We start from the raw sequence: 20,388 nt of genomic DNA, 5'->3' as shown, positions 1-20,388 counted from the left end.
GTTTCAACCGGAAGCGGCCGGGACCTGATGTCCCGGCCGGTCCGCCTCGACATCCATCAGTTCCACCCGGTTGCGCCCGCCACGCTTGGCGCAGTACAAGGCCTGATCGGCACGGATCAGGGCCGGATCGCCCCCCGGCGTCCTGCCGCCCATGGCCGCGATGCCGATGCTGACGGTGATCTTCAGCACCACGCCGCCATCGAGCTGCATCGGCGTCTGCTCCACCCGCTGGCGCAAGCGCTCGGCAAACACCGCCGCCGCATCCAGATCCGTTCCCGGCAACAGAATCGCAAACTCCTCGCCGCCGATGCGGCCCAGCATGTCGATCTTGCGCTGGCTGTCGCGCATCAGGTCGGCCAGCTGGCGCAGCACGGCGTCGCCGGCCGCGTGGCCGTGTTCATCGTTGATGCGCTTGAAGTGGTCGATGTCCAGCAGCAGCACCGCCGCGCCGCCACCGATGTCGCGCTGCAAGCGGCCCTCCTCTTCCTGCAACCGGCCCATGAACTCGCGCCGGTTCGGCAGGCCGGTGAGGAAATCGGTGGTGGCCAGCACGCGCAGCTCGTCGTCCATGCGGCGCCGTTCGGTGATGTCGAGCGTCGAGACGATGACGAAATCCAGGCTGTGCGTATGGCCCGGCATCACCAGCAGCGTCAGCTCGTTCAGGCGCGCCACCCCGTCCAGCCGTTCGAAGCTGCCCTCGCCGGCGAAGAAGTGCTGGCCCTGCGCCAGCGCCGCCAGCGCGCGCGCGAAATTCGGCATGGCGGTGCTGTCGAAATTCTGCGCCAGCGTCAGCGCGCCGATATCCTTGCGGCCCGGCGGCGCCGCCACCTGCTCCAGCGCGGCGGCGTTGACGTCCAGAATCCGCACCAGCGACGCCATCCGCCGCAGCTGGCTCGGATTGGCTTGCAGATAGGCCGGCAGATCCTCGATGCCGGACAATTCCAGTTCCGCCAGCGCGCCGCGCACGGCCGACCAGTCCTGCTCCCACAGCGCCACCGGCGCATGGTCGTACAGGCTGCGGAAGCGCGCCTCGCCGATGCGCAGCGCAATCGCCGCCTGCGCCTGTTCGATGGCGATGCCGGCCAGCCGCGCGCCCTGTTCGATCAGCACGATATTGGCCAGGCTGGGCAGGCGCGCCTCGCGGTGATAGATCGCGAAAGTGCCCAATACCGCGCCGCTGGTGCTGATGATCGGATCGGACCAGCACGAGCCAAGCCGCGCCTGCAACGCCAGGTCGCGGTACTCGCCCCACGAGGTCGCGCTGCGGATGTCCTCGACGATGACGCGGCCGCGCGTCTGCACCGCCAGGCCGCAGGCGCCCAGGCCCTCGCGCGCCGGCATGCCGTGGATGGCGGCGTTGTAGAACGCCGGCAGGCTGGGCGCCGCGCCCACCAGCAGATGCTCGCCGCTTTCGTCGAGCAGCAGGATGCTGCACAACATATCCTCGTTGTCCGCCTCCACGCCGAGCACCACGCTTTCCAGGATGGTTTGCAGCGGCGCGCCGGTGGCCAGCAGTTCCAGCACGTGGCGGCGGGTCTGCTCGCGCTGTTCGATCTGCGTGCGCTCGGTGATGTCGCGGAAGGACCAGATGCGCGCCGGCTCGCTGCCCAGTTGCAGGCCGCGCGTGTGCTTCTCGATCACGCGGCCATCCTTCAGTTGCAGCACTTCGTGCTCTTCCTCCAGCGGCGCGCCGCGCTGCACGCCGGGCAGCGTCAGCTGGCCCGGCTCGTCCAGCTGCAGGCCGCATTCGGGATGGCGCAGCTGCGCGCACATGTGGGCGATCAGCACCGCGCCGTCGCTCTGCCAGTCCAGGCATTCCGGCACATTCCACAACTCGCGGAAGCGGCGGTTGGAATTGAGCACCGAGCCTTTCAGGTTGTCGACCAGGATGCCGTCCACGGTGGAGTCCAGAATGCTGCGCAACATGGCCTGGCTGCGCTGCGCGCTGTCGGCCAGCACCATCAGCGTGGCCTGGCCCTCCTTCAGTTCTTCGGTCAACGCGCGACTGCGCACCAGGCTGGCGCGCGCACGCACGCGGCCGCGCGCCAGCAGCCAGGTCAGGCAGGCCAGCAGGCCGCTCAAGGCCACGCCCAGCACGGCGATCACCTGCGCCTTGTCGCTGCGTGGCGATCCAAGGCCGGGCAGCATGCCGATGCGCAGCGTCCAGCGGTGGTTGGCGACGCTGACCTGCTGATGCGTCGTGCGCGACGTGTCATGCACCTGCGGCGAGCTGTCGTACATCAGGTTTTCCGGCGTCATGGCGACGCCGTCGTAGATTTCCACATCCAGCGCGGCGGCGCGCGGGCCGCCCAGCCCCGCCATCAGGTCGCCCACGCGGAACGGCGCAAACACCCAGCCGCTGATGGCGGCGCGGCGCTGCGCCAGCGTGTCGACTTTCTGTCCATGGTTAAACAGCGGCAGCAGCACCAGGAAGCCCGACTGCGCCGGCTCGCCGGTCTCCTGCACCAGCCGGATCTTGGCGCTCATGGCCGGCTGGCCGGAGTCGCGCGCCTGCTCCAGCGCGGCGCGGCGGCGCGGCTCGGACGCCGTGTCATAGCCAAAGGCGCGGCGGTTGTTGTCGTTGAACGGCTCCAGGTAGACGATGGGCGCGTACCAATCGCGCTCGCCGTCGGGCGTGATGCGGTAGTCGGGAAAGCCGTCGCGCCGCACCAGCGCTTCATGCGCCTCGCGCTGGCGCGGGCCGATCAGCTTCATGTAGCCGATGCCGTGCACGCCGGGGAAGTGATGGTTCAGATCCTGGCCGGTGAGATAGGTGCGGAATTCTTCGCGGTCGACATCCTGCGAACTGGCGAACAATCCCTGCACGCCATACAGCGCCTGCACGTAGGTCTGCATGCGCTGATCGAGGTTGTTGACCAGCTCACGCACGCGGCCGTCGAAATCGGCCTGCGCATCCTGTTCGGCGTCGGCCAGGGCGCCGTGCCACAGCACGGCGGTGACACCCAGGCAGCCGGTCAGCACCAGCGCCGGCAGGACGCGCGGCGACAGCAGATTCTGCAGCAATCGACGCGAACGTGCCTGGGTGTCGGCGGGCATTTACACCTCGGCGCCCACGAACTGATGGTAACCACGGGCGCGCAGCGCGCAGGCCGGGCAGGTGCCGCAACCGTAGCCCCAGTCGTGCAGCGCGCCGCGCTCACCGAGGTAGCAGGTATGGGTGCCGTCGCGGATCAGGTCCACCAGCGCCTGGCCGCCAAGTTCCTGGGCCAGTTCCCAGGTCTGCTTTTTGTCGCGCCACATCAGCGGCGTTTCCAGCTTGGTGCGGGTGTCCATGCCGAGGTTGAGCGCCACTTGCAGCGCCTTCATGGTGTCGTCGCGGCAGTCCGGGTAGCCGGAGAAATCGGTTTCGCACATGCCGCCCACCAGCACCGTCAGGCCACGGCGATAAGCCACGGTGGCGGCCACCGTCATGAACAGCAGGTTGCGGCCGGGGACAAAGGTGTTCGGCAGGCCGTTGGCCTGGGTCTCGATGGCGATATCGTGGGTCATCGCGGTTTGCGAGATTTCGGAAATCAGCGACAGGTCGATCATGTGGTCCTCGCCCAGCCTGGCGTTCCATTCCGACGACTGCTCGCGCAGGCTTTGCAGCAGCTTCGGACGCACGGTCAGCTCGACCGCGTGGCGCTGGCCATAATCGAAACCGATGGTTTCAACGCGGGCATAGTGTTTCAGGGCCCAGGCCAGGCAGGTGGTGGAGTCCTGGCCTCCGCTAAACAGGACCAGGGCGGAATCGGTAGGCAGCATAGTTCTTTCCAGATGAAGCAATATTATAAGTACGCCATCTTTCGGGGCAATCCGGTAACATGCGCATGACGTACCCCTTAGCGTACACCTTCATGGAGTCTCATGTTACCGGCATCGCCAGCAAAAAAACGGACAGGATCACGAATTTTGGCACAAGTTGTGGCAAAAGGGTCTGCCTGCCTCGCTGCGGCCATGCTATCCGCCGCGGCTCAGTCCGCCGAAGGCCTGAAATACGAGGTGCGCATCGACGCGCCGACCGACGTGCGCGAGCTGCTCGAACATAATCTGGACCTGGTCCGTTTTCGCGGCAACGACCGCATCGACCGCGAGCAGCTGCAACGGCTGGTGCGCGTGGCGCCGGAGCAGATCCGCACGCTGGTCGCGACCGATGGTTACTATTCGCCGGTGGTCAGCGCCACCTTCGATCGCGAAGCGCCCGGCACGCCGGTGGTGCAGGTCAAGGTGGAACCGGGTGAACCGGTACGCGTGGGCGAAGTGGATCTGAGCCTGCAGGGCTTTGCCGCCAATCCGGACCAATCGGCCGAAAAGCAGTTCGACGTCAATGCGCTGAAGGCCGGATGGCCGCTCAAGAAAGGCACGATTTTCCGTCAGGACGAATGGGAGTCGGCCAAGCGCGCCATGCTGCGCTCCGTGGTACAGACGCGCTATCCGCGCGCGCAACTGGTCGACAGTCAGGCCACGGTGGACCCGGAGGCGCATCTGGCCAATCTGCGCGTGGCCATCGACAGCGGGCCGGAGATGCGCTTCGGCGAACTGCGCATCGAAGGCCTGAAGCGCTATCCGGACAAGGTCGTGCGCAACCTGAACCAGATCAGTCCCGGCGACTACTACAGCGAGGCGGCGCTGCAATCGTATCAATCGCGCCTGCAGGACACTGGCTACTTCGCCAGCGTGGAAGTGAGCGCCGACACCAGCGCCATCCTCACCGAGCAGCTGGACGCCGCCGCCATGACGCCGGAGCAGAACGCGGCCGCGCCGATGGCGCCCTTGCCGCTGCTGGTGCGCGTGGTGGAGAACAAACGCAAGAACGTCAGCGCCGGTGTCGGTATCTCCACCAACACGGGTAACCGCGCCTCGCTGACGTATGACGATCTGTCGGTATTCGGCCTGCGCATGAAAAGCGCGCTGACGCTGGAGACCAAGAAGCAGACCGCCACCACCAACTTCTACTTCCCGGTGACGCCGGACGGCTACAACGACAGCATCGGCGCGTCCTTCGAACGCAGCGACATTTCCGGCGAGGTGACCAGCGTGGCCAGCATGTCCGGCAAGCGCGCCTGGGGTACGCCGCTGCTGGAACGCTCGCTGACCCTGGAGCTGCTGACGGAGACCAAGACCATCGGCGGCATCCCGTCCAGCCAGAGCAAGAGTCTGCCGCTGACCTACGGCGTCACCTGGCGCAAGCTGGACAACCTGCTGTTCCCGACCAAGGGCTATGCGCTGAACGCGCAGATCGGCGGTGCGCTGCTGCCGATCCTGACCGATGAAGCCTTCGTGCGCGGCTATGCGCGCGGTGTGGCGTACCTGCCGCTGAGCGTCAATACGAATGCGATCTTCCGGGGCGAGCTTGGCGCGCTCACGTCGCGCAACAAGGACGGTGTGCCGGCGGTGTATCTGTTCCGCGCCGGTGGCGACCAGTCGGTGCGTGGCTACGGCTATCAGGAGCTGGGCGTGCCGCTGGACGGCGCGATCACCGGCGGCCGTTATCTGGCCACCGCCAGCGCCGAGTACCAGTACTGGTTCAAGCCGCAGTACGGCGCGGCAGTGTTCTACGATGCGGGTAATGCCGGCGACACGATCAGCGCCTTGCATCCCAAGTCCGGCTACGGTGTCGGCGCGCGCTGGAAGAGTCCTGTGGGGCCGATCAACGTCGACGTGGCGTATGGACACGCGGTTCACAAATATCGTTTGCACTTCTCGCTGGGATTCACTTTCTGATGGCTGACCAAGACAACACTCCTCAAGAACACGTTGCGCCGCGCCGTCGCTGGCCGCGCCGCGTGGCGATCGGCTTCGGCGTGCTGGTCGTGCTGTTGTTCGGCGCATTCTGGCTGCTGGGGCGCGAGTCGACCTTGCAGCAACTGGTGCAGCGCATCTCGAACGCCAGCGGCGGACAGATTGCGGTGACGGGCGTCAGCGGATCGCTTTACCACCGCATGCACATCGATAAGCTGGTGTACCGCAGCAAGGGCACCGTGGTGACGGCGGAGCAGATTGATATCAACTGGTCGCCGTTGCAGTATTTTTCGGAAGGGCTGACCATCAGCGAGCTGCATGCACGCAGCCTGCTGGTGCAGAACAGCGGGCCGTCGGAACCTTCCACGATGCCGGAATCGCTGGCGTCGCCGATTAAGCTCAGCATCTCCGACGGGCGGCTGGACAAGTTGACGCTGACCAGCGATACCGGCAGCAATGTGATCGACCGTCTGCGCTTCAAGCTCGATGGCGACAAACAGGCCTGGCATGTGCAGGACGCGTCCGCGCACACGGCGTTTGGCGACATCAAGGCAGATGCGACCATCGCCGGTAGCAAGCCGTTTGCGCTGCAAGGCAAGGCGACGCTGGTGTATAGCGATGCAACGGCGGCCAGCGGTGCGGCCGCGCCGGCGGGTGGTGCGCGGCTGGCCGTGCAGGCCGGCGGCGACCTGGCGCTGCTGACGCTGAAAGTTCAAGGCGCGGCGAATGGCGCCAGTGGCGAAGCGGCGCTGGCACTGGCGCCATTCGATCCGATCATCCTGCGCGCCATCGACCTCACCGGCCGCGATCTCGATCCGGCCGGCTTCAACGCCGAATGGCCGGAAGCGAAGTTCAGCCTGAAGCTGACCGCCGCCATCGCCAAGGACCAGAAGATCTCCGGCCAGTTCGCCGTCCTCAATCAAGGCAAGGCCGCGCCACTGGACCAGAAAGGCCTGCCGCTGCAAACCTTCAGCGGACGCCTGGACGGCACCCTCACCGCCTCGCTGCTGGACAACGTCATCCTCGACCTCGGCGCCGCAGGCAAATTCACCGGCGCCGGCAAGGTGGATCGCAGCGGCATTGACGCCGGCATCGACGCCGCCAACTTCAAGCTGCACACCGACCTCTTCGACCTGAAAGACATCCACACCAGCATCAACAAAACCGCCATCGCCGGCGACATCACGCTCACCAGCACGCCGAAGAAGCAAGCGCTGACGGCAGCGCTTGCCGACAAAGGCGTCCGCCTCGATCTGCAAGCCACGCTGGCCGACGCGCTGCTGCAACTGCACCAGATGCGCCTGCAAGCGAAGAAAGGCAGCATCAGCGCCACCGGTCAGGCAAGTCTGAAAGACAAGCAGGAATTCAGCGCCAAGCTGACCGCCGATCATTTCGACCCGTCCGCGCTGGGCACCGGCTACCCGATCGCCGACCTGAATGCGGATATCAACGCCAAAGGCGCACTGTCGCCGGCATGGCAAGTGGCAGCAGCGTTCCAGATCAAGGCCAGCAAGTTGATGGGACAGACGCTGACCGGCAACGGCAAGCTCAATGCCGACGCCAAACATCTGAGCGGCATCGACGCGCATCTGGCGATGGCGCAGAACACCGCCGACGTCAGCGGCAATTTCGGCGCGCCTGGCGAGCAACTGAAGTGGAAAATCGATGCACGCCAGCTGTCGGCGGTCAGCAGCGACCTGCTGGGTGCGATCACCGCCAGCGGCGTGGTCACGGGCTCTATGGACGCGCCGCGCAGCAGCTTTGAAGCCGATGCGCGCGGCCTGGCGTTCGCATCGGCCAAGCGTCCGGCGGACAGCCTGATTCACGCTGCCGGCGATGTGGCGATGATCAAGGGCACGCCGGAGCTGAAGATGAACGGCAGCGTACAGCGCCTGAATCCCGCTTCGTTCGGCGCGGCGCAGGCGGGCGCGGTCAATGCCGTCTTCAATGCCGATGCGCGGCTGGCCAGCGATTGGCGCGCGGCGTTCAATCTGACCTTGCAGCCGTCGACGTTTGCCAATGCCCCCCTGTCGGGCTATGCCAAGCTGACGGCTTCCAAGGGCAGCGTGAGCAATGCGGACATCGATCTGCACCTGGCGTCCAACAGCTTGCAGGCCAAGGGCAGCTTCGGCAGCGCGCTCGATAAGCTGGAGTGGAAGCTCGATGCGCCGCAACTCGGTGCGCTCGGCCCGCAGTTTGGCGGCGTGCTGCGTGCGGATGGCACGCTGTCCGGCACCAGCGCCCGCCCGGCGCTCGCCCTTAATCTCGATGGCAGCAACCTGCGCGCGCCCGGCCAGCAGCAGGTCGGCAGCATTCGTGGCAACGCGACGCTGGGGAATACGATTGCGATGGCAAGCGGCGCCGCGACCGGCGGCATAGCGGGCAACGCCGGGCGTGCGGCAGGCAGCGGCGCGGCGGTGGCCGATGCTGCCCGGACGACCTCGCGCAGCGGCGCAACGGCGGCCCGCGCTGGCGCGGCGCAGGCACGTGGCAACGCGGCGGCGGATTCGCTGGCGGACGTGCCGCTGGTGAGCGACATCGCCATCACGCGCTACGTGTCGCCGGCCATCACCATCGACAAGGCGCGGCTGCAAACCAGCGGCACGCGCTCCGCGCACATCATCCAGTTGAGCGCCTCGAATCCCGACTTTGACGCTGCGCTGCGCGTCAAGGGCAGCTGGGCCAACGACACCTGGACCGGCGCCATCGACACCCTGCAAAACAAAGGCCGCTTTGCACTCACCCTGGCCGCGCCGGCGCCGCTGAAACTCACCGCACCGGAAGACACCGGCGTCGCCGGCCTACTCAAGCCCGTGCAGATCGCGCTGGGCGCCACCACCATCAACCTCCCCGCCGGCACCATCCGCATCGACAACCTGGAAAAATCCGGTTCCGAATGGCGCAGCAAAGGCCAGGCCGCCGGCGTGCCGGTCAACTACCTGGCGCAACTGTCCGACGCCTGGCGCGACAACGTCCGCAGCAACATGACCATCGGCGCCGAGTGGGGCCTGAACCTGCAAGCCGCCACGCGCACGCTCGCCGGCATGGTCCACGTCTACCGCGAACAGGGCGACCTGACCATCATCGGCGCCGACCTGCCGCAGCCGCTCGGCCTGCACACGCTGGACGCCCGCGCCGACGTCAACGACGGCACGCTGCGCGTACAACTGAACGTCGACGGCACGCGCGCAGGCCAGGCCAAACTCGATGGCAGTGCCCAGCTGCACGACGGCCGCCTGGCCGACGACAGCACCTTCACGCTGGCGGGCAGCGCCAACATGGGTTCACTGGCCTGGCTTGCGCCACTGGCCGGCCAGCCGGGCCTGGAAATCGACGGCACCTTCAAGATGGCGATCAACGGCAGCGGCACCATCGCCGCGCCGCAGCTGAGCGGCGACATCACCGGCGACAAGCTGGTGGTCAACTGGCTCGATCAGGGCATCAAGCTGCGCAACGGCCAATTGCAGGCGCGCCTCACCGGCGACCAGCTGCAACTGCAAAAACTGGCCTTCGACGGCAACCAGGGCCGCGCGCAGGCCGATGGCTGGATACGCTACGCCGCCAACGAGGCGACCATGCAGCTCAAGCTCACCGCCGACAAACTCGAAGTGCTGTCGCGCCCCGACCGCATCCTGGTGGTCAGCGGCACCAGCAACCTGACGCGCGACGCCAGGCACTTCCAGCTGGACGGCAAATTCCGCGCCGACCGCGCCAGCATCGAACTGGCCGGCGCCGACACGCCGACGCTGAGCGACGACGTGGTCATCGTCGGCAAGGGCGCGGCGCCGGTCAAGGCCGCGCAAGGCATGCCGCTGAATATCGACGTCGAAGCGGACCTCGGCAACGACTTCAATCTGAGCGGCAAAGGACTGGATGCGCAACTGGCCGGCGCGCTGCGCATCCGCGTGGCAGACCGCCGGCCGCCGCGCGTCAACGGCAGCATCCGCGTGGTCAGCGGCACCTATGCGGCATATGGACAGAAACTGGTGATCGACCGCGGCGTGATCAACTTCACCGGCGCCTACGACAACCCGGGCCTCAACATTCTGGCCGTGCGGCGCGGTCCGGAAGGCGAAGCGCTCAGCGAAACCAATGTGGAAGCCGGCGTGGAAGTGCGCGGCACGGCGCTGGCGCCGCAGGCCAAGCTGGTGTCCACGCCCACCGTGTCGGACAGCGACAAGCTGGCATGGCTGGTGCTGGGCCATGGCATCGACAATACGCAGGGCAACGACATGGCGCTGCTCAGCACCGCCGCCGGCGCGCTGTTCGGCGGCTCGGGACAGGGCAAGCTGGCCAAGTCGCTGGGCGTGGATGAACTGGGCGTGGGCCAGGCGGCCGGCACCTCGACGGCCGGTGCGGCCACCGGCTTGCAGAATACGGTGGTCACGGTCGGCAAGCGCATCTCGGCGCGTACTTATCTGAGTTTCGAACAGGGCGCCAGCAGCGCGACCAGCCTGGTCAAGCTCAAATACAAACTCAACCCGCGCATCACGCTGCAATTCCAGACCGGCACCAACAACGCGCTGGACGTGCTGTACAACTGGGCCTTCGACTAACTGGGATTGTGATCCGGCACCGGATCATCCTGCGGCGCCGGATGCGGAATATTCGGCGGCGCGGGATCATCCACGGGAACGACAGGATCAGGGGCGCGGTGAAATAATTTCATGGTCGATACTCCAGTCGAAGGAACACTGCGACCATTCTACGCCGTTGCGTGTTTGACGTATTTCTCCAGCCAGGCATTGGTTTCGTACAGCATGTGCATGATCGATTCGCGCGCGCGGTAGGCGTGCGATTCGTTCGGCAGCATCACCAGCCGCGCGGTGCCGCCCAGTCCTTTGATGGCCTGGAACATGCGCTCGCTCTGCAACGGAAAGGTGCCGGAGTTGCTGTCCTCCGCGCCGTGGATCAACAGCATCGCATCCTTGATCTTGTCGGCGTTATTAAACGGCGACATGGCCTGATACACCTGCGCCGCCTGCCAGTAAGGCCGTTCCTCAGACTGGAAGCCGAACGGCGTCAGCGTGCGGTTGTAGGCGCCGCTGCGCGCGATCCCGGCGCGGAACAGGCGCGTGTGCGCCAGCAGATTACCCGTCATGAACGCGCCATACGAATGGCCGCCGATGGCGATGCGGTGGCGATCCGCCACGCCGCACCGCACCACCTCCTCCACCGCCGCTTCGGCCGACGCCACCAGTTGCGGCAGATAGGTGTCGTTCGGCTCTTCGTCGCCGACGCCGACGATCGGGAACGACGGATTGTCCAGCACCGCGTAGCCCATCGCCAGGAAGGCCGCCGGTCCCCAGTAGCTGACGGAGTTGAAGCGGTACGGCGAGCCGGTGGTCTGGCTGGCCGCGCCGGCGGATTTGAATTCCTGCGGATAGGCCCACATCAGCAGCGGCAGCGGGCCGTCGCGCGCGGCGTCGTAGTCCGGCGGCAGCATCAGGGTGGCGGTCAGTTCCACGCCATCCTCGCGCGTGTAGCGGATCTGCTGTTTCGCCACGTCCTTCAGCTGCGGCGTGGGATGCGGATAGTTGGTCAGCGCCGTCAGTTGCTCGCCTTCCGGCCTGGTCAGGTCGCGCAGATAGTAGTTCGGCCGCTCGGTCGGCGATTCGCGCGTGGTGAGCAGCAGCGTGCCGTCGTCGTTGAGCACCGCCGCCACGTTTTCAAAATATGGCGCGGCGCTCTGGAACAGGCGCTCCTTCTTTTTCGTGGTCAGGCTGACGCGGTCGATGAATGGACGGTCGCCGTCCGGCGTGGCGCCGGCGCCGTCCATCAGCACCGTGGTTCCGGGGCCGATCAGCAGGCGCGGGAAGCCGTTGACGTCCGCGCGCATCACCGGCGAACCTGGGCTGTTGTAGCGGTCTTCATATGAACCGGTGTGGATCAGCTCCGGCGGCGTCGACAGGTGCCCCGGTTCGATCATCCACTGCTTGTAGGCGCGCGTCTTGTGCCAGCGTTCATTGATCAGCGCGACGTCGTCACGGCCCCAGGCGATGCCGGCATAGCGCATGGTCAGCCGCGCCAGCACCAGCGGCGGTTGGCGGAACGGCGCCGCCTGCAGCATCACCAGGTCGCGGATGCCGTCGACGACTTCGCGCGCGGGATCGCCGCCATCCTGCGCCTCGGCCCACACCAGGCTGGCCGGCGCATCGGCGCGCCACGACACATGGCGCACGCCGTCGGACACCGCGTCGTTCCCCTGCGGCAGACCTTCCTCCAGCGGCAGGTTGGCCACCGTGTGCACCACCACGCCGTGCAGGTCGCGTACCTCGACCCGCTCGCCGAAACTGGACGCCGGCACGATGTAGGAATACGGCCGCGTCACGCTTTGCGTCAGCAGATACTCGCCGCCCGGCGCAATCGAAGTGCGCGAAAACTGGCCCGGCGCGCCGACCAGCCGCGTTTTGCCGTGCAGGTCGATGATCGCCATCTGCACCGTGATGTAATACTCGAACAGGCGCGCGTCGTCCTCGCTTTTCAATAGATCCTGATAGGTGCGCAGCTGGCGCACATGGCCATCCGACGTGCTGTCCTGCGCTATCGGCCCGGAGGGAATTCCGCTCGACACCGGCGCCTTGCCGATGCCCGCCGGCCGCCAGTGCACCAGCAGCCCGCTGCTGTCCGGCAGCCAGTTGAAGCCGCGCGTCAGCACCGCCGACAAGGGTTGCGGCGACAGCTTGCGCGCCTTGCGTTCGGCCACATCCACCACCCACAGCTCCACCGATCCGCGCTCGCCCTTCAGCGCCACGTGCGTGAAGGCCAGGTGGCGCTGGTCCGGCGACCAGCTCACGTCCGACAGCCGCAGGCCGCGCGGCAGCCCGGTGATGCGGCGCTCCTTGCGCGTGGCCACTTCCAGCAGCGACAGGTCGGCGCCGAACGAAAACCGGGAAGCAGAACAGGTGCGCGGATTGATGCGCAGGCCGGCCAGCTTCAGCTCCGGCTGCGCCACTTCGGCGATGCCGGGCAGCGGCGGCGTCTCGATCACGGCGACGATGTCGCGTTGCGGACTGAGACTGAGCGCCGGCGCGCGCGCCGCGTCCACGATGGCTTGCAAGGCGGCAGGCGGCAGGCGATAACCGCCCTCCTGGGCGCCGGCTTGCGGCGAAGCGGCCATCAAGCCAAGATTCAGCGGCAGCACGGATAGGGGTTGGTTCATGATGTCCTTTCGGTCCAGTTTGCTTATGCTAGCCTTGATTGCCGATCCGTGCCGTACAATCACAGTTTTTCAGATTTCTACCTCGGACAGATTATGGAAATGACCACAATCGTACTGCTGCTGCTCGTGCCGCTGGCGGTATGGCGTATTTATTCGCGTCTCAAGATCGTCTTGGGCCGCACCAAATCCGAACTGTGGCGCCACTACGCCACGCTGGGCGTGATGGTGTTCATGCTGCTGGCGGTGGCCGTGCAAACCTTCGGCAACTGGACCGCGCTGGCGGCGCTGGCGGCGGGCGCCGTGATCGGCGGCCTGCTGGGCCAGCGCAACATGAAGATGAGCCGCCTGGAAAACCGTCCCGACGGTTTTTTCTACACGCAGAACCGCAAGCTTGCGCTGCTGGTCATCATGCTGTACATCAGCCGGCTGATCTACCGCTTATTTGAGGCCTATCTGCACATGCACAATGGCCTGCCGCTCGATCCGGACTTCCTCGGCAATCCACTCACCGCCTGGCTGTTTGGCCTGCTGGGCGGCTTCTATGGCGTATACGCGTGGCTGCTGGTGCAATGGCGCCGCACGCAGAAGCCGGTGCCGCGTCCGATAGACATCTTTGACATCAAATAAGGCGCGGTGCTATCTTTAGTCTGACTAAGGAGCACCGCCATGACCACCCGCCAGCAGCTCGCGGTTTACGACTTCTACACGAAGACCATCAGGAGTACGATCGGCCTGCGTGGTTTCACCTTGCAACTCAGGGTGGAGAAGGCCGCGACGCTGGATGAACTGCGCCAGCTGCGCGCGCCCTATCTCGAAGCCGTACAAAAAGCAAAGGGCCGCGACAAGGCGGCCCTCCTGGCGCAGCAGCTGGACCAGCTGCTGGACACACCCCTTCCCGATTAAGCGGCTTTCGCCGCCTCCTCCTTGCGGCGCTGCAGCACGAAGATCGGCTGCGCCCACTCGGTATCCTTTTTCTTCTTGCTCGTGATGAGCGTCAGTTCCGAAGGATCGTAGACGTCGGTGTTGTGCGTCAGCGGCGTCGTCATCAGGTACTGGGCGTCGGTGTTCTTCAGGAACTCGCCGACCAGCTGGATGTTACGGATATCCAGGTGGGCAAACGGTTCGTCGATGAACACAAAGCCGCCGGAACCGTCTTCCGACTTCAGCAAACCAATCAGCAGCACCAGCGATTTCATCACCTGCTGGCCGCCCGACGCTTCGCCGTCGTTCATGCCGATCACGCCCTTGCCGTCGAACTTGAAGCGCACGTGCAGGCCGGCCTGCGCCAGCTGCACGTCGTCGTTTTCCAGCTTGACCGGGTCCGCATGCACCTCGATGCCGGCCAGCTGGCCCAGCTCCTTGATGTTGGCGGCGTAGGTCTTGATGGTGTAGCGCAGCCGCTCGATGTAGGCGCCGCGCGCATTGCCGGTCGCTTCGATCGCGCGGTTGTTCTGGTAGCGGCGCTCCTCGGTTTCCGACTGGCGCGAATGCAGCTGGTCGTTCAGGCGCTGGTACTGGTCGATCACGGTCGCATCGAGTTCCCAGTCGCTGCGCGCCAGGCTGGCTTCCAGGCTGTGTACGCGCAGCGTGACCTGGTGCGCGTTCTGGTGTTCCTTGACCAGCGCGGCGCGCCGCGCCGGACGGCGCCAGCCCTGCGGCAGGTGGCGCCAGCTCTTGCGCAGCGCCAGCAAGGCCCTGGCGTGTTCGGTACGCTGCTCCAGCACGCGCTTGTGGTTCAGGCGCATGCCGGCTTCCGCTTCCGACAGGGCGAAGCGGGCGTTCTGCCAGGTGGTGTCGGCGCGGGTGCGCGTGACCACGGCGGTCTTGATCAGGTTTTGCAGTTCGCCCAGACGGGCGCCGACTTCGCTGCGTTCCGCGCGCAGCGGCACGGCGTTGCGTGCGGCGTCGTCGAATTCCTCGGAGCGCGCGCCCAGTTCCTTGGCCGCATCGACACCGGCCAGGCGCGTCTTCAGCGAGCTGATTTCGGTCGCCAGCTTGGACACTTGCAGCGTCAGTTGATCCTCCTGCGCCTCCAGCGCCGGCAGCGATTTCTGGATCGCTTCCATACGCTGCGTGCGGCCGGCGGAGCCGAAGCGGTAGCGCGAGGCTTCCACGAACAGCGAGCGGCCGCCGCGGCGTTCGCGGTGGTAGGCTTCCGGCGTGATCCACTCCTCGTGACTGCCCAGCCTGGCGCCGACGTCGACGCTGTCCACGCGGGTGATGCGCGACAGCTGTTCCACCAGCCATGCCGGCACCTTGGCCGAGAACTTCACCACCGACATCAGGCTCTCGTCCTTGATGGTCGGCGCGTGCACCAGATCCGGCACGATGAAGTGGCGATAGCGCTCCTTCTCCGCCAGGCGGTACGCGGCGGCGGCGTCGGACGATTTATCCAGCAGCACCACGGAGGCATAGCCACCCAGCACGCCTTCGATCGCACCCTGCCATTTCGGGTCCGTCACTTCGACGATGTCCGACAGCATGGCGTGGCTGATGCCGGCGTCGTTCAGCGCGCGGCGCATGGTGCGCTGCACTTCCGGCTCCGGCAGCGCGGTCTTGCCCTGCAGCGCCGAGATGGTCGACAGCTCGCTGGCGATCTTCGAGGCGACGGCGTCGCGCGCGGTGCGCTGGCGCGCCAGTTCGATTTCTTTTTCCTGCAGCGTCTTGGCCACTTCGGCCAGGTCCGAACCGGAGTCCGACGCCAGCTTTTCCAGGCGCGCCTTCTGCTCCAGCAGGCTTTCCAGCGGCTTGAGTTTGCCGTTGATGTGCGTCAGGCGCGTTTGCAGCGAGGTCGATTCCTGCTCCAGCACCGTCTCGTGGCTTTGCGCGTCCGACAGCGCCTTGGCTTGCGCCGCCAGCATGTTGCGCTTGTCGGCCAGTTGCGCGTCGGCCTGCATCAGCGGCTTGCGTGCTTCGCGCAGCTGGCGGCTCAAGGTCGCATGCTTCTCGCGCGCTTCGTGATATTCCAGCGACGGCAGCACTTCCTCTTGCAGGTTGCGGCGTTCCTTGTTCAGGTCTTCCCACTGGTGGTAATTGGCCACGCGCAGGCGCAAGCCTTCCAGATTGGTCTTGGAGGCTTCCAGTTCCGCTTCAAAGCGTTTCAGTTCCGTCTCGGTGTCGCGCTGGTGGCGCTTCGCTTCGTCGTAGGCGTCCAGCACTTCCTTGTCGCCGAAGACCTGGAACACCAGGTCCAGCAACTGGCGCGGCGCGTATTCGCACAGCTTGTCGGTCTCGCCCTGCTCCAGGGCCAGCACCTTGGCCATGGCCGGCGACAGGCCGGCATTGGCCAGGCGCTTGCGGTAGTTTTCCACGCCGAGCCAGTCGTTGCCGGCTTCGCCGATGTCTTCGATCTGCACGTTACCAGGACGCATAAGGTACTGGCGCTTCCAGTCGCCGCCGTTCTTCTGGATCTGGCAGAACAGCGTGACTTCGTCGTCGCTGAAGAAGCCGGAGCTGCGGAACGGACGGTTGGACAGCTGGCGGCCCATGGCCTTGTTGTCCACCACGGCGCGCAGCCAGGCGGTCTGCTGGCCGCTGTGGCGCGCGTAGTGCTTGTAGGTGCGGCCCATCGAGCAATCGAGGCCGAACAGCGTGCGCAATGCGTCCAGCAAGGTGGTCTTGCCGGAGCCGTTCTGGCCCGCGATGGTGATGATCTTGGCGTCCAGCGGGATGTTCTTGATGCGTTGCCAGTAATCCCAGTGGACCAGTTCTAGCGATTTAATGTGAAACATGGCTTAGTCCTTGGCTGGAGTGTCTGGATCGATAGGGGCAGGCGGCGGCGCCTCGAAGGCGGGCAGGATCTCTTCTTCGTCCTCGGCCGCTGCGGCTTCCTCGTCGTCATTGACGTCATTGACGTCATTGGCGGCCACCGGCGGCGCGCTGCGCGGCACCGGGATGATCTGCGCCGGCGCGCGCTTGAACACGTCGGCCAGCGCGCCGTTGACGATGCGTTCCTTCAGCACGTCGGTATCCATCAGCAGGTCCAGCAGCGGGCCTTCAACGATGATGTCGCCGCGGCGCTCGATGAAGCCCAGCTTGGACAGGATGCCGAGGTTCATGTCGAGACGCGTTTTCTTGCCCAGCTTGTCGCCGAAGTCGGCCAGCAGCGCCTTGTAGGCGATGCCGATCGAAGTGTCTTCCGCGCGCGGCAGCGGCTTGTCGACGCCGAACATGTCGTTCTGGTCGTCCTCCGCGTGCTGGTGGGTTTCCTGGCGTTCGCGCTTGGGCAGGATGATCTGCGCCCACAGCACCACCAGCAGCGCCACGCCATCGCGCGACAGGCCGAAGTTATTGTTCTGCCAGACGTCCTTGGCGCCGAAGATCTTCGGCTCGATGGCGCGGTGCAGCGCCAGCGTCACGTGGTCGGCATACACGTTGTCGAGCAGCTTGAGGCCGACGGCCAGCAGGCGCGCATCGACTTCGGTGCGGAACTGTTCGTCCGACAGCACGCGCTTGACCAGTTTGTCGTCGCGGCGCAGGGTCTGGTGCGACAGCAGGCGCGCGATCAGGATTTGGGAATCGTCATTCATCAGACTTGTCGCCTTCCGGATTCAAAGACAGTGAGAGGGAGGCAAGGGACATCGCTGCGACCTCGAGGTCGGGCAGCTGGACCATTTCGTCCTGCGGCGAGAAGGTCACCGGCAGGCGCGCCAGTTCGGCGGTGGCGCCTTGCAGGCGCGCTTCGTCGGCATCGCCCAGCAGCGGCAGCAGCGAGGCGCGGTACGACGCCACGGCGAACGACGCCGGCAGCAGCGACTCGTGCGCCTGGATGGATTTCGGGCCTTCGTCGGCGATGCTGGGGAAATTCCCCAGCGCGGCGAAGTCGGACAGGCGCGCCAGCCAGTCGTCCAGCTCCTGCTGCATCGCAGGGCCGTCGCTGATGGTGGTGGGCGCGTCGGTGCCGGTCGGCAGGCCATTGGATACGGTGGTGTTTACGCGGTCGGCCATTAATTCTGTTTCTGCTACGTCTATCATTTCTGCGGGCGTGATGAACAGCGGGACCACCGGCTGGTCGATCGCCCCCAGGGCCAGCGAGGCCAGGTCTTCGTGTTCCAGCAGCCAGCGCTTGATGTCGGTGGTCGACAGGCCGGACTGGCCCAGGTGCACCCGCTGGCGCTCGATCTGGTTCAAGGCGCGCGAGAACATGCCCTGCATGTTCAGCAGCGCCGATTGCGCGCGGCCGATGGCCTGCGCCGCCTTGTGGGTGGCGCTGTCGGCGTTTTCGTCGGTGGTGATGGCGCGCAGGATCTCCGAGCCCTTCTCCACCCAGTCGCAGGCCATGTGCCACTTGGCCTGCGACGCGCGCAGGCGGAATTCGGAACCGGAGGCGATGGCGTCCGAGAATTCCTCGGTCAGCTCCATCAGGCGGCCCAGCAGGTGGTTCAGCTGGTCGACGGTGACGCCGCCCATCACCTGGGCGCCGGCCACCTGCGACAGCAGGAAGCCCATGTCCGAGCTGTCTTCCTCCTTGCCCAGCGCCAGCAGCGCGTCGATCGCCGACAGCACGTTGCGCGCCATCGGCGTGACGCGGTACACGGCCTGCTGGGCGTCCCACGCCAGCAGCTGGTTGGAGCGCAGGCGCATCAGCACCGTCTCCAGCGATTCCGGCAGCAGGTAGCCCAAACGGGTGTTGATGTCGGCGCGGGTGAAGCTGGTGACGCCGGTTTCGGCGGCCAGCTCGCGCAGCACCAGCAGGCGCACCAGCACACCATCGAAACCGCCGTGGAACAGGGCGGTAAACACCTGCAACAGCGGCTGCGCGCGTTTCAGGTGGTAGACCTGCTCAATCTCGTCAGCGGAAATGTGCGGCTGGAAGTGGGCCTGCAGACTGTCCTGCTCCTGCGGGTCCGGTGCGGCTTCACTAGTTATAGGTTCGATCATTCTTTGCCATTCTGTGCACCCCGCCATTGTATTTTTTACAAATAAACCTCATTGTCGCGGGGGCGTCAGTATAGCAGGAGCCTATTTCTTCACGACCTTTTCCAGCGTCTGGTCGACAAAGTCGCCGTCGTTGTCGTTAAAGCGCACCCGCACCGGATACCAATCCATCGACGGCGCCAGCCACAGGTCGACCTGCTGGCCCTGCGCATCCGGCGGCGGCGCCTTGATCAGGTGCACCGCGCTGACGTCGCCGGAGCCGATCTGCACGTTCTCGGTCTTGACCACCTTGAAGGTCCACTGCTCGGCGTCGCGGCGGCCGGCCACGAACAGATGCCACTCGCTGCCCGGCTTGAACTTGTCCGGCGTGGCGCGCGCCAGCGCGGCCAGCTGCCATTGGGCGCTGCTGCGATCCTGCTCGCCCCCCAGGATGGGATAGGTGACGTCGCTTTCGGTAAATGCAATAGTCTTGCCGTCGCGCTTGAAGCTGGTGGTGTACGGCTCCTTGCGCAGGCGCTTCTCGTAGAAGCTGACCGGCGCCAGGCCGAAGTCGTCGATGCCGCCTTCGCTGCGGTTCTCGACCACCTTGCCGAAGATGGCGGCGCGGCTTTCGGTGGCGATCGAATACTTGCCGTCGCCGGCGCGCCATTGCACGGTGGCGGTGCCGTTCAGCGACAGGCCGCTCTGCTTGATCTTCAGCGCGTAGCTCAGGTCCGCCGACGGCGGCGGATTGGTCGGATGTTTGGCGCTCGGATGTTCGTCGGCCGCGTGGGCCAGCGCGGCGCCGGCCAGCAGCAGGGCTGCGCAAAGGGTGGTCATGTTTTTCATCTTATTTTCCTGCTTCAGTCATCTTGATATCGGATACGGTCTGGGTGGTGACCGCGCCATTGCCTTCGCTGACGCGGATCTGCACCGGATACCAGTTCAGTCCCGGCGCCAGCCAGATTTCCAGCCTGGACGAATACGCGCCCGGTTTCGGCGGACGGTTCAGATGCCAGGTCACCACCTTGCCGGTCTTCATATCGAGTTCCTCTTCGCCGACCAGCTGGAAGCGGTAGACCACCGCCTCCTTGTCGTTGGCGACCTGGATGTCGATGTCGCCGCCGAACTGGTTGACGTCGGCCCGGCCGATGCCGCCCAGCTGGAACGGCACCGTCACCGTGTCCTGCGCACCCACCAGCAGCGGATAGGTGGTCTCGACCGCCGAGAAGCTGATGGTGCTGGCGTCGCGGTTGAAGTGGGTCGCGGTTTCGGCGCGGCGCGCGCGCTTTTCCGTGCTCTTCACGGGCGCGATGCCGTAATCGTCGATCTCGCCCTCGCTGCGCGTCACCAGCAGGTTCAGACGCGTGATCAGCAAACTCAGGCCCGCCTCCACCGACGCCCGGTAGTGGCTGCCGTCAGTATGCCACGTCATCGTCGCGGCGCCCGTCCATTTGGTGCCGTCGGCGTCGACCCGCGCCACCGCCATGTCGAACACCGCCGGCGGCGGCAGGTTGACCTTGTAGCGGCGCATGCCGGGATGCGGCGCGGGATCCGGCACGGCGGCGGCCGGCGTCTCGCCCTGCGCCACCGGAGGCGGCGGCGTGCCGGTCTGCGCCTGCGCGGCA

Annotated in this window: 12 protein-coding genes; 4 read left to right on the top strand and 8 right to left on the bottom strand. The window is 66.0% G+C overall.

All coding sequences use genetic code 11. The features are described from left to right. Positions 1–3: 3 nt before the first annotated feature. Positions 4–3,057, bottom strand: a complete 3,054-nt coding sequence (locus GJ695_RS22730; RefSeq protein ID WP_154368805.1) for a sensor domain-containing diguanylate cyclase — start codon at positions 3,055–3,057, stop codon at positions 4–6. After that, positions 3,058–3,765, bottom strand: a complete 708-nt coding sequence (gene queC, locus GJ695_RS22725; protein ID WP_154368803.1) for a 7-cyano-7-deazaguanine synthase QueC — start codon at positions 3,763–3,765, stop codon at positions 3,058–3,060. Between the two features lie 192 nt (positions 3,766–3,957). Here queC and GJ695_RS22720 point away from each other — a divergent pair, with 192 nt between their 5' ends. Together GJ695_RS22720 and GJ695_RS22715 are read left to right on the top strand one after the other, a co-directional pair. Beyond that, positions 3,958–5,724 (top strand): autotransporter assembly complex protein TamA, encoded by a 1,767-nt coding sequence (locus GJ695_RS22720; protein ID WP_229260612.1) that lies wholly within the window; start codon positions 3,958–3,960, stop codon positions 5,722–5,724. Then, a complete protein-coding gene (locus GJ695_RS22715; RefSeq protein ID WP_154368798.1) occupies positions 5,724–10,298 on the top strand; it encodes a translocation/assembly module TamB domain-containing protein in 4,575 nt (1,524 codons plus the stop codon). Before GJ695_RS22720 ends, GJ695_RS22715 begins: the two co-directional genes overlap by 1 nt. Positions 10,299–10,447: 149 nt before the next feature. Here the strand turns inward: GJ695_RS22715 and GJ695_RS22710 are convergent, their stop codons facing one another. Next, positions 10,448–12,904, bottom strand: coding sequence for a S9 family peptidase (locus tag GJ695_RS22710; protein ID WP_154368796.1), 2,457 nt, complete (start codon positions 12,902–12,904; stop codon positions 10,448–10,450). Between the two features lie 99 nt (positions 12,905–13,003). On the opposite strand from GJ695_RS22710, the gene GJ695_RS22705 reads away from it, so the two are divergent. Then, on the top strand, positions 13,004–13,531 hold the full coding sequence (locus GJ695_RS22705) for a CcdC protein domain-containing protein (RefSeq protein WP_229260611.1): 528 nt from the start codon (positions 13,004–13,006) through the stop codon (positions 13,529–13,531). Positions 13,532–13,570: 39 nt separating this feature from the next. Then, positions 13,571–13,807 (top strand): hypothetical protein, encoded by a 237-nt coding sequence (locus tag GJ695_RS22700; RefSeq protein WP_154368792.1) that lies wholly within the window; start codon positions 13,571–13,573, stop codon positions 13,805–13,807. Here GJ695_RS22700 and GJ695_RS22695 read toward each other — a convergent pair. From GJ695_RS22695 to GJ695_RS22675, 5 genes are all read right to left on the bottom strand, one after another. Beyond that, positions 13,804–16,635, bottom strand: a complete 2,832-nt coding sequence (locus GJ695_RS22695) for an ATP-binding protein (RefSeq protein ID WP_154368790.1) — start codon at positions 16,633–16,635, stop codon at positions 13,804–13,806. The two genes, GJ695_RS22700 and GJ695_RS22695, sit on opposite strands and share 4 nt — an antisense overlap. A gap of 3 nt (positions 16,636–16,638) precedes the next feature. Then, the gene (locus GJ695_RS22690) at positions 16,639–17,433 is read right to left on the bottom strand and encodes a hypothetical protein (protein WP_229260610.1); all 795 of its coding nucleotides are present in this window, start codon (positions 17,431–17,433) and stop codon (positions 16,639–16,641) included. Beyond that, positions 17,426–18,784, bottom strand: coding sequence for a hypothetical protein (locus GJ695_RS22685; protein ID WP_154360891.1), 1,359 nt, complete (start codon positions 18,782–18,784; stop codon positions 17,426–17,428). The genes GJ695_RS22690 and GJ695_RS22685 overlap by 8 nt, the downstream gene beginning before the upstream one ends. 81 nt (positions 18,785–18,865) lie before the next feature. Further along, positions 18,866–19,609 carry a DUF3108 domain-containing protein gene (locus GJ695_RS22680; protein WP_154368788.1) on the bottom strand — a complete coding sequence of 248 codons (744 nt, stop codon included), beginning with the start codon at positions 19,607–19,609 and terminating at the stop codon, positions 18,866–18,868. A 1-nt stretch (position 19,610) separates the two neighbouring features. After that, the coding region (locus GJ695_RS22675) for a DUF3108 domain-containing protein (protein ID WP_154368786.1) at positions 19,611–20,388 on the bottom strand (778 nt) is incomplete at its 5' end.

It is taken from the genome of Duganella alba (genome assembly GCF_009674495.1).
Taxonomy (GTDB): domain Bacteria; phylum Pseudomonadota; class Gammaproteobacteria; order Burkholderiales; family Burkholderiaceae_D; genus Rugamonas; species Rugamonas alba.
The sequence above is the reverse complement of the archived record's forward strand: the minus strand, read 5'-3'. Positions and strand labels throughout refer to the sequence as shown.

What these genes read in the sequence shown, in the direction of transcription:
- GJ695_RS22730 (WP_154368805.1), bottom strand. Translation starts at nt 3,057, where the DNA reads ATGCCCGCCGACACCCAGGCACGTTCGCGTCGATTGCTGCAGAATCTG.
- queC (WP_154368803.1), bottom strand. Translation starts at nt 3,765, where the DNA reads ATGCTGCCTACCGATTCCGCCCTGGTCCTGTTTAGCGGAGGCCAGGAC.
- GJ695_RS22720 (WP_229260612.1), top strand. Translation starts at nt 3,958, where the DNA reads ATGCTATCCGCCGCGGCTCAGTCCGCCGAAGGCCTGAAATACGAGGTG.
- GJ695_RS22715 (WP_154368798.1), top strand. Translation starts at nt 5,724, where the DNA reads ATGGCTGACCAAGACAACACTCCTCAAGAACACGTTGCGCCGCGCCGT.
- GJ695_RS22710 (WP_154368796.1), bottom strand. Translation starts at nt 12,904, where the DNA reads ATGAACCAACCCCTATCCGTGCTGCCGCTGAATCTTGGCTTGATGGCC.
- GJ695_RS22705 (WP_229260611.1), top strand. Translation starts at nt 13,004, where the DNA reads ATGACCACAATCGTACTGCTGCTGCTCGTGCCGCTGGCGGTATGGCGT.
- GJ695_RS22700 (WP_154368792.1), top strand. Translation starts at nt 13,571, where the DNA reads ATGACCACCCGCCAGCAGCTCGCGGTTTACGACTTCTACACGAAGACC.
- GJ695_RS22695 (WP_154368790.1), bottom strand. Translation starts at nt 16,635, where the DNA reads ATGTTTCACATTAAATCGCTAGAACTGGTCCACTGGGATTACTGGCAA.
- GJ695_RS22690 (WP_229260610.1), bottom strand. Translation starts at nt 17,433, where the DNA reads ATGAATGACGATTCCCAAATCCTGATCGCGCGCCTGCTGTCGCACCAG.
- GJ695_RS22685 (WP_154360891.1), bottom strand. Translation starts at nt 18,784, where the DNA reads ATGATCGAACCTATAACTAGTGAAGCCGCACCGGACCCGCAGGAGCAG.
- GJ695_RS22680 (WP_154368788.1), bottom strand. Translation starts at nt 19,609, where the DNA reads ATGAAAAACATGACCACCCTTTGCGCAGCCCTGCTGCTGGCCGGCGCC.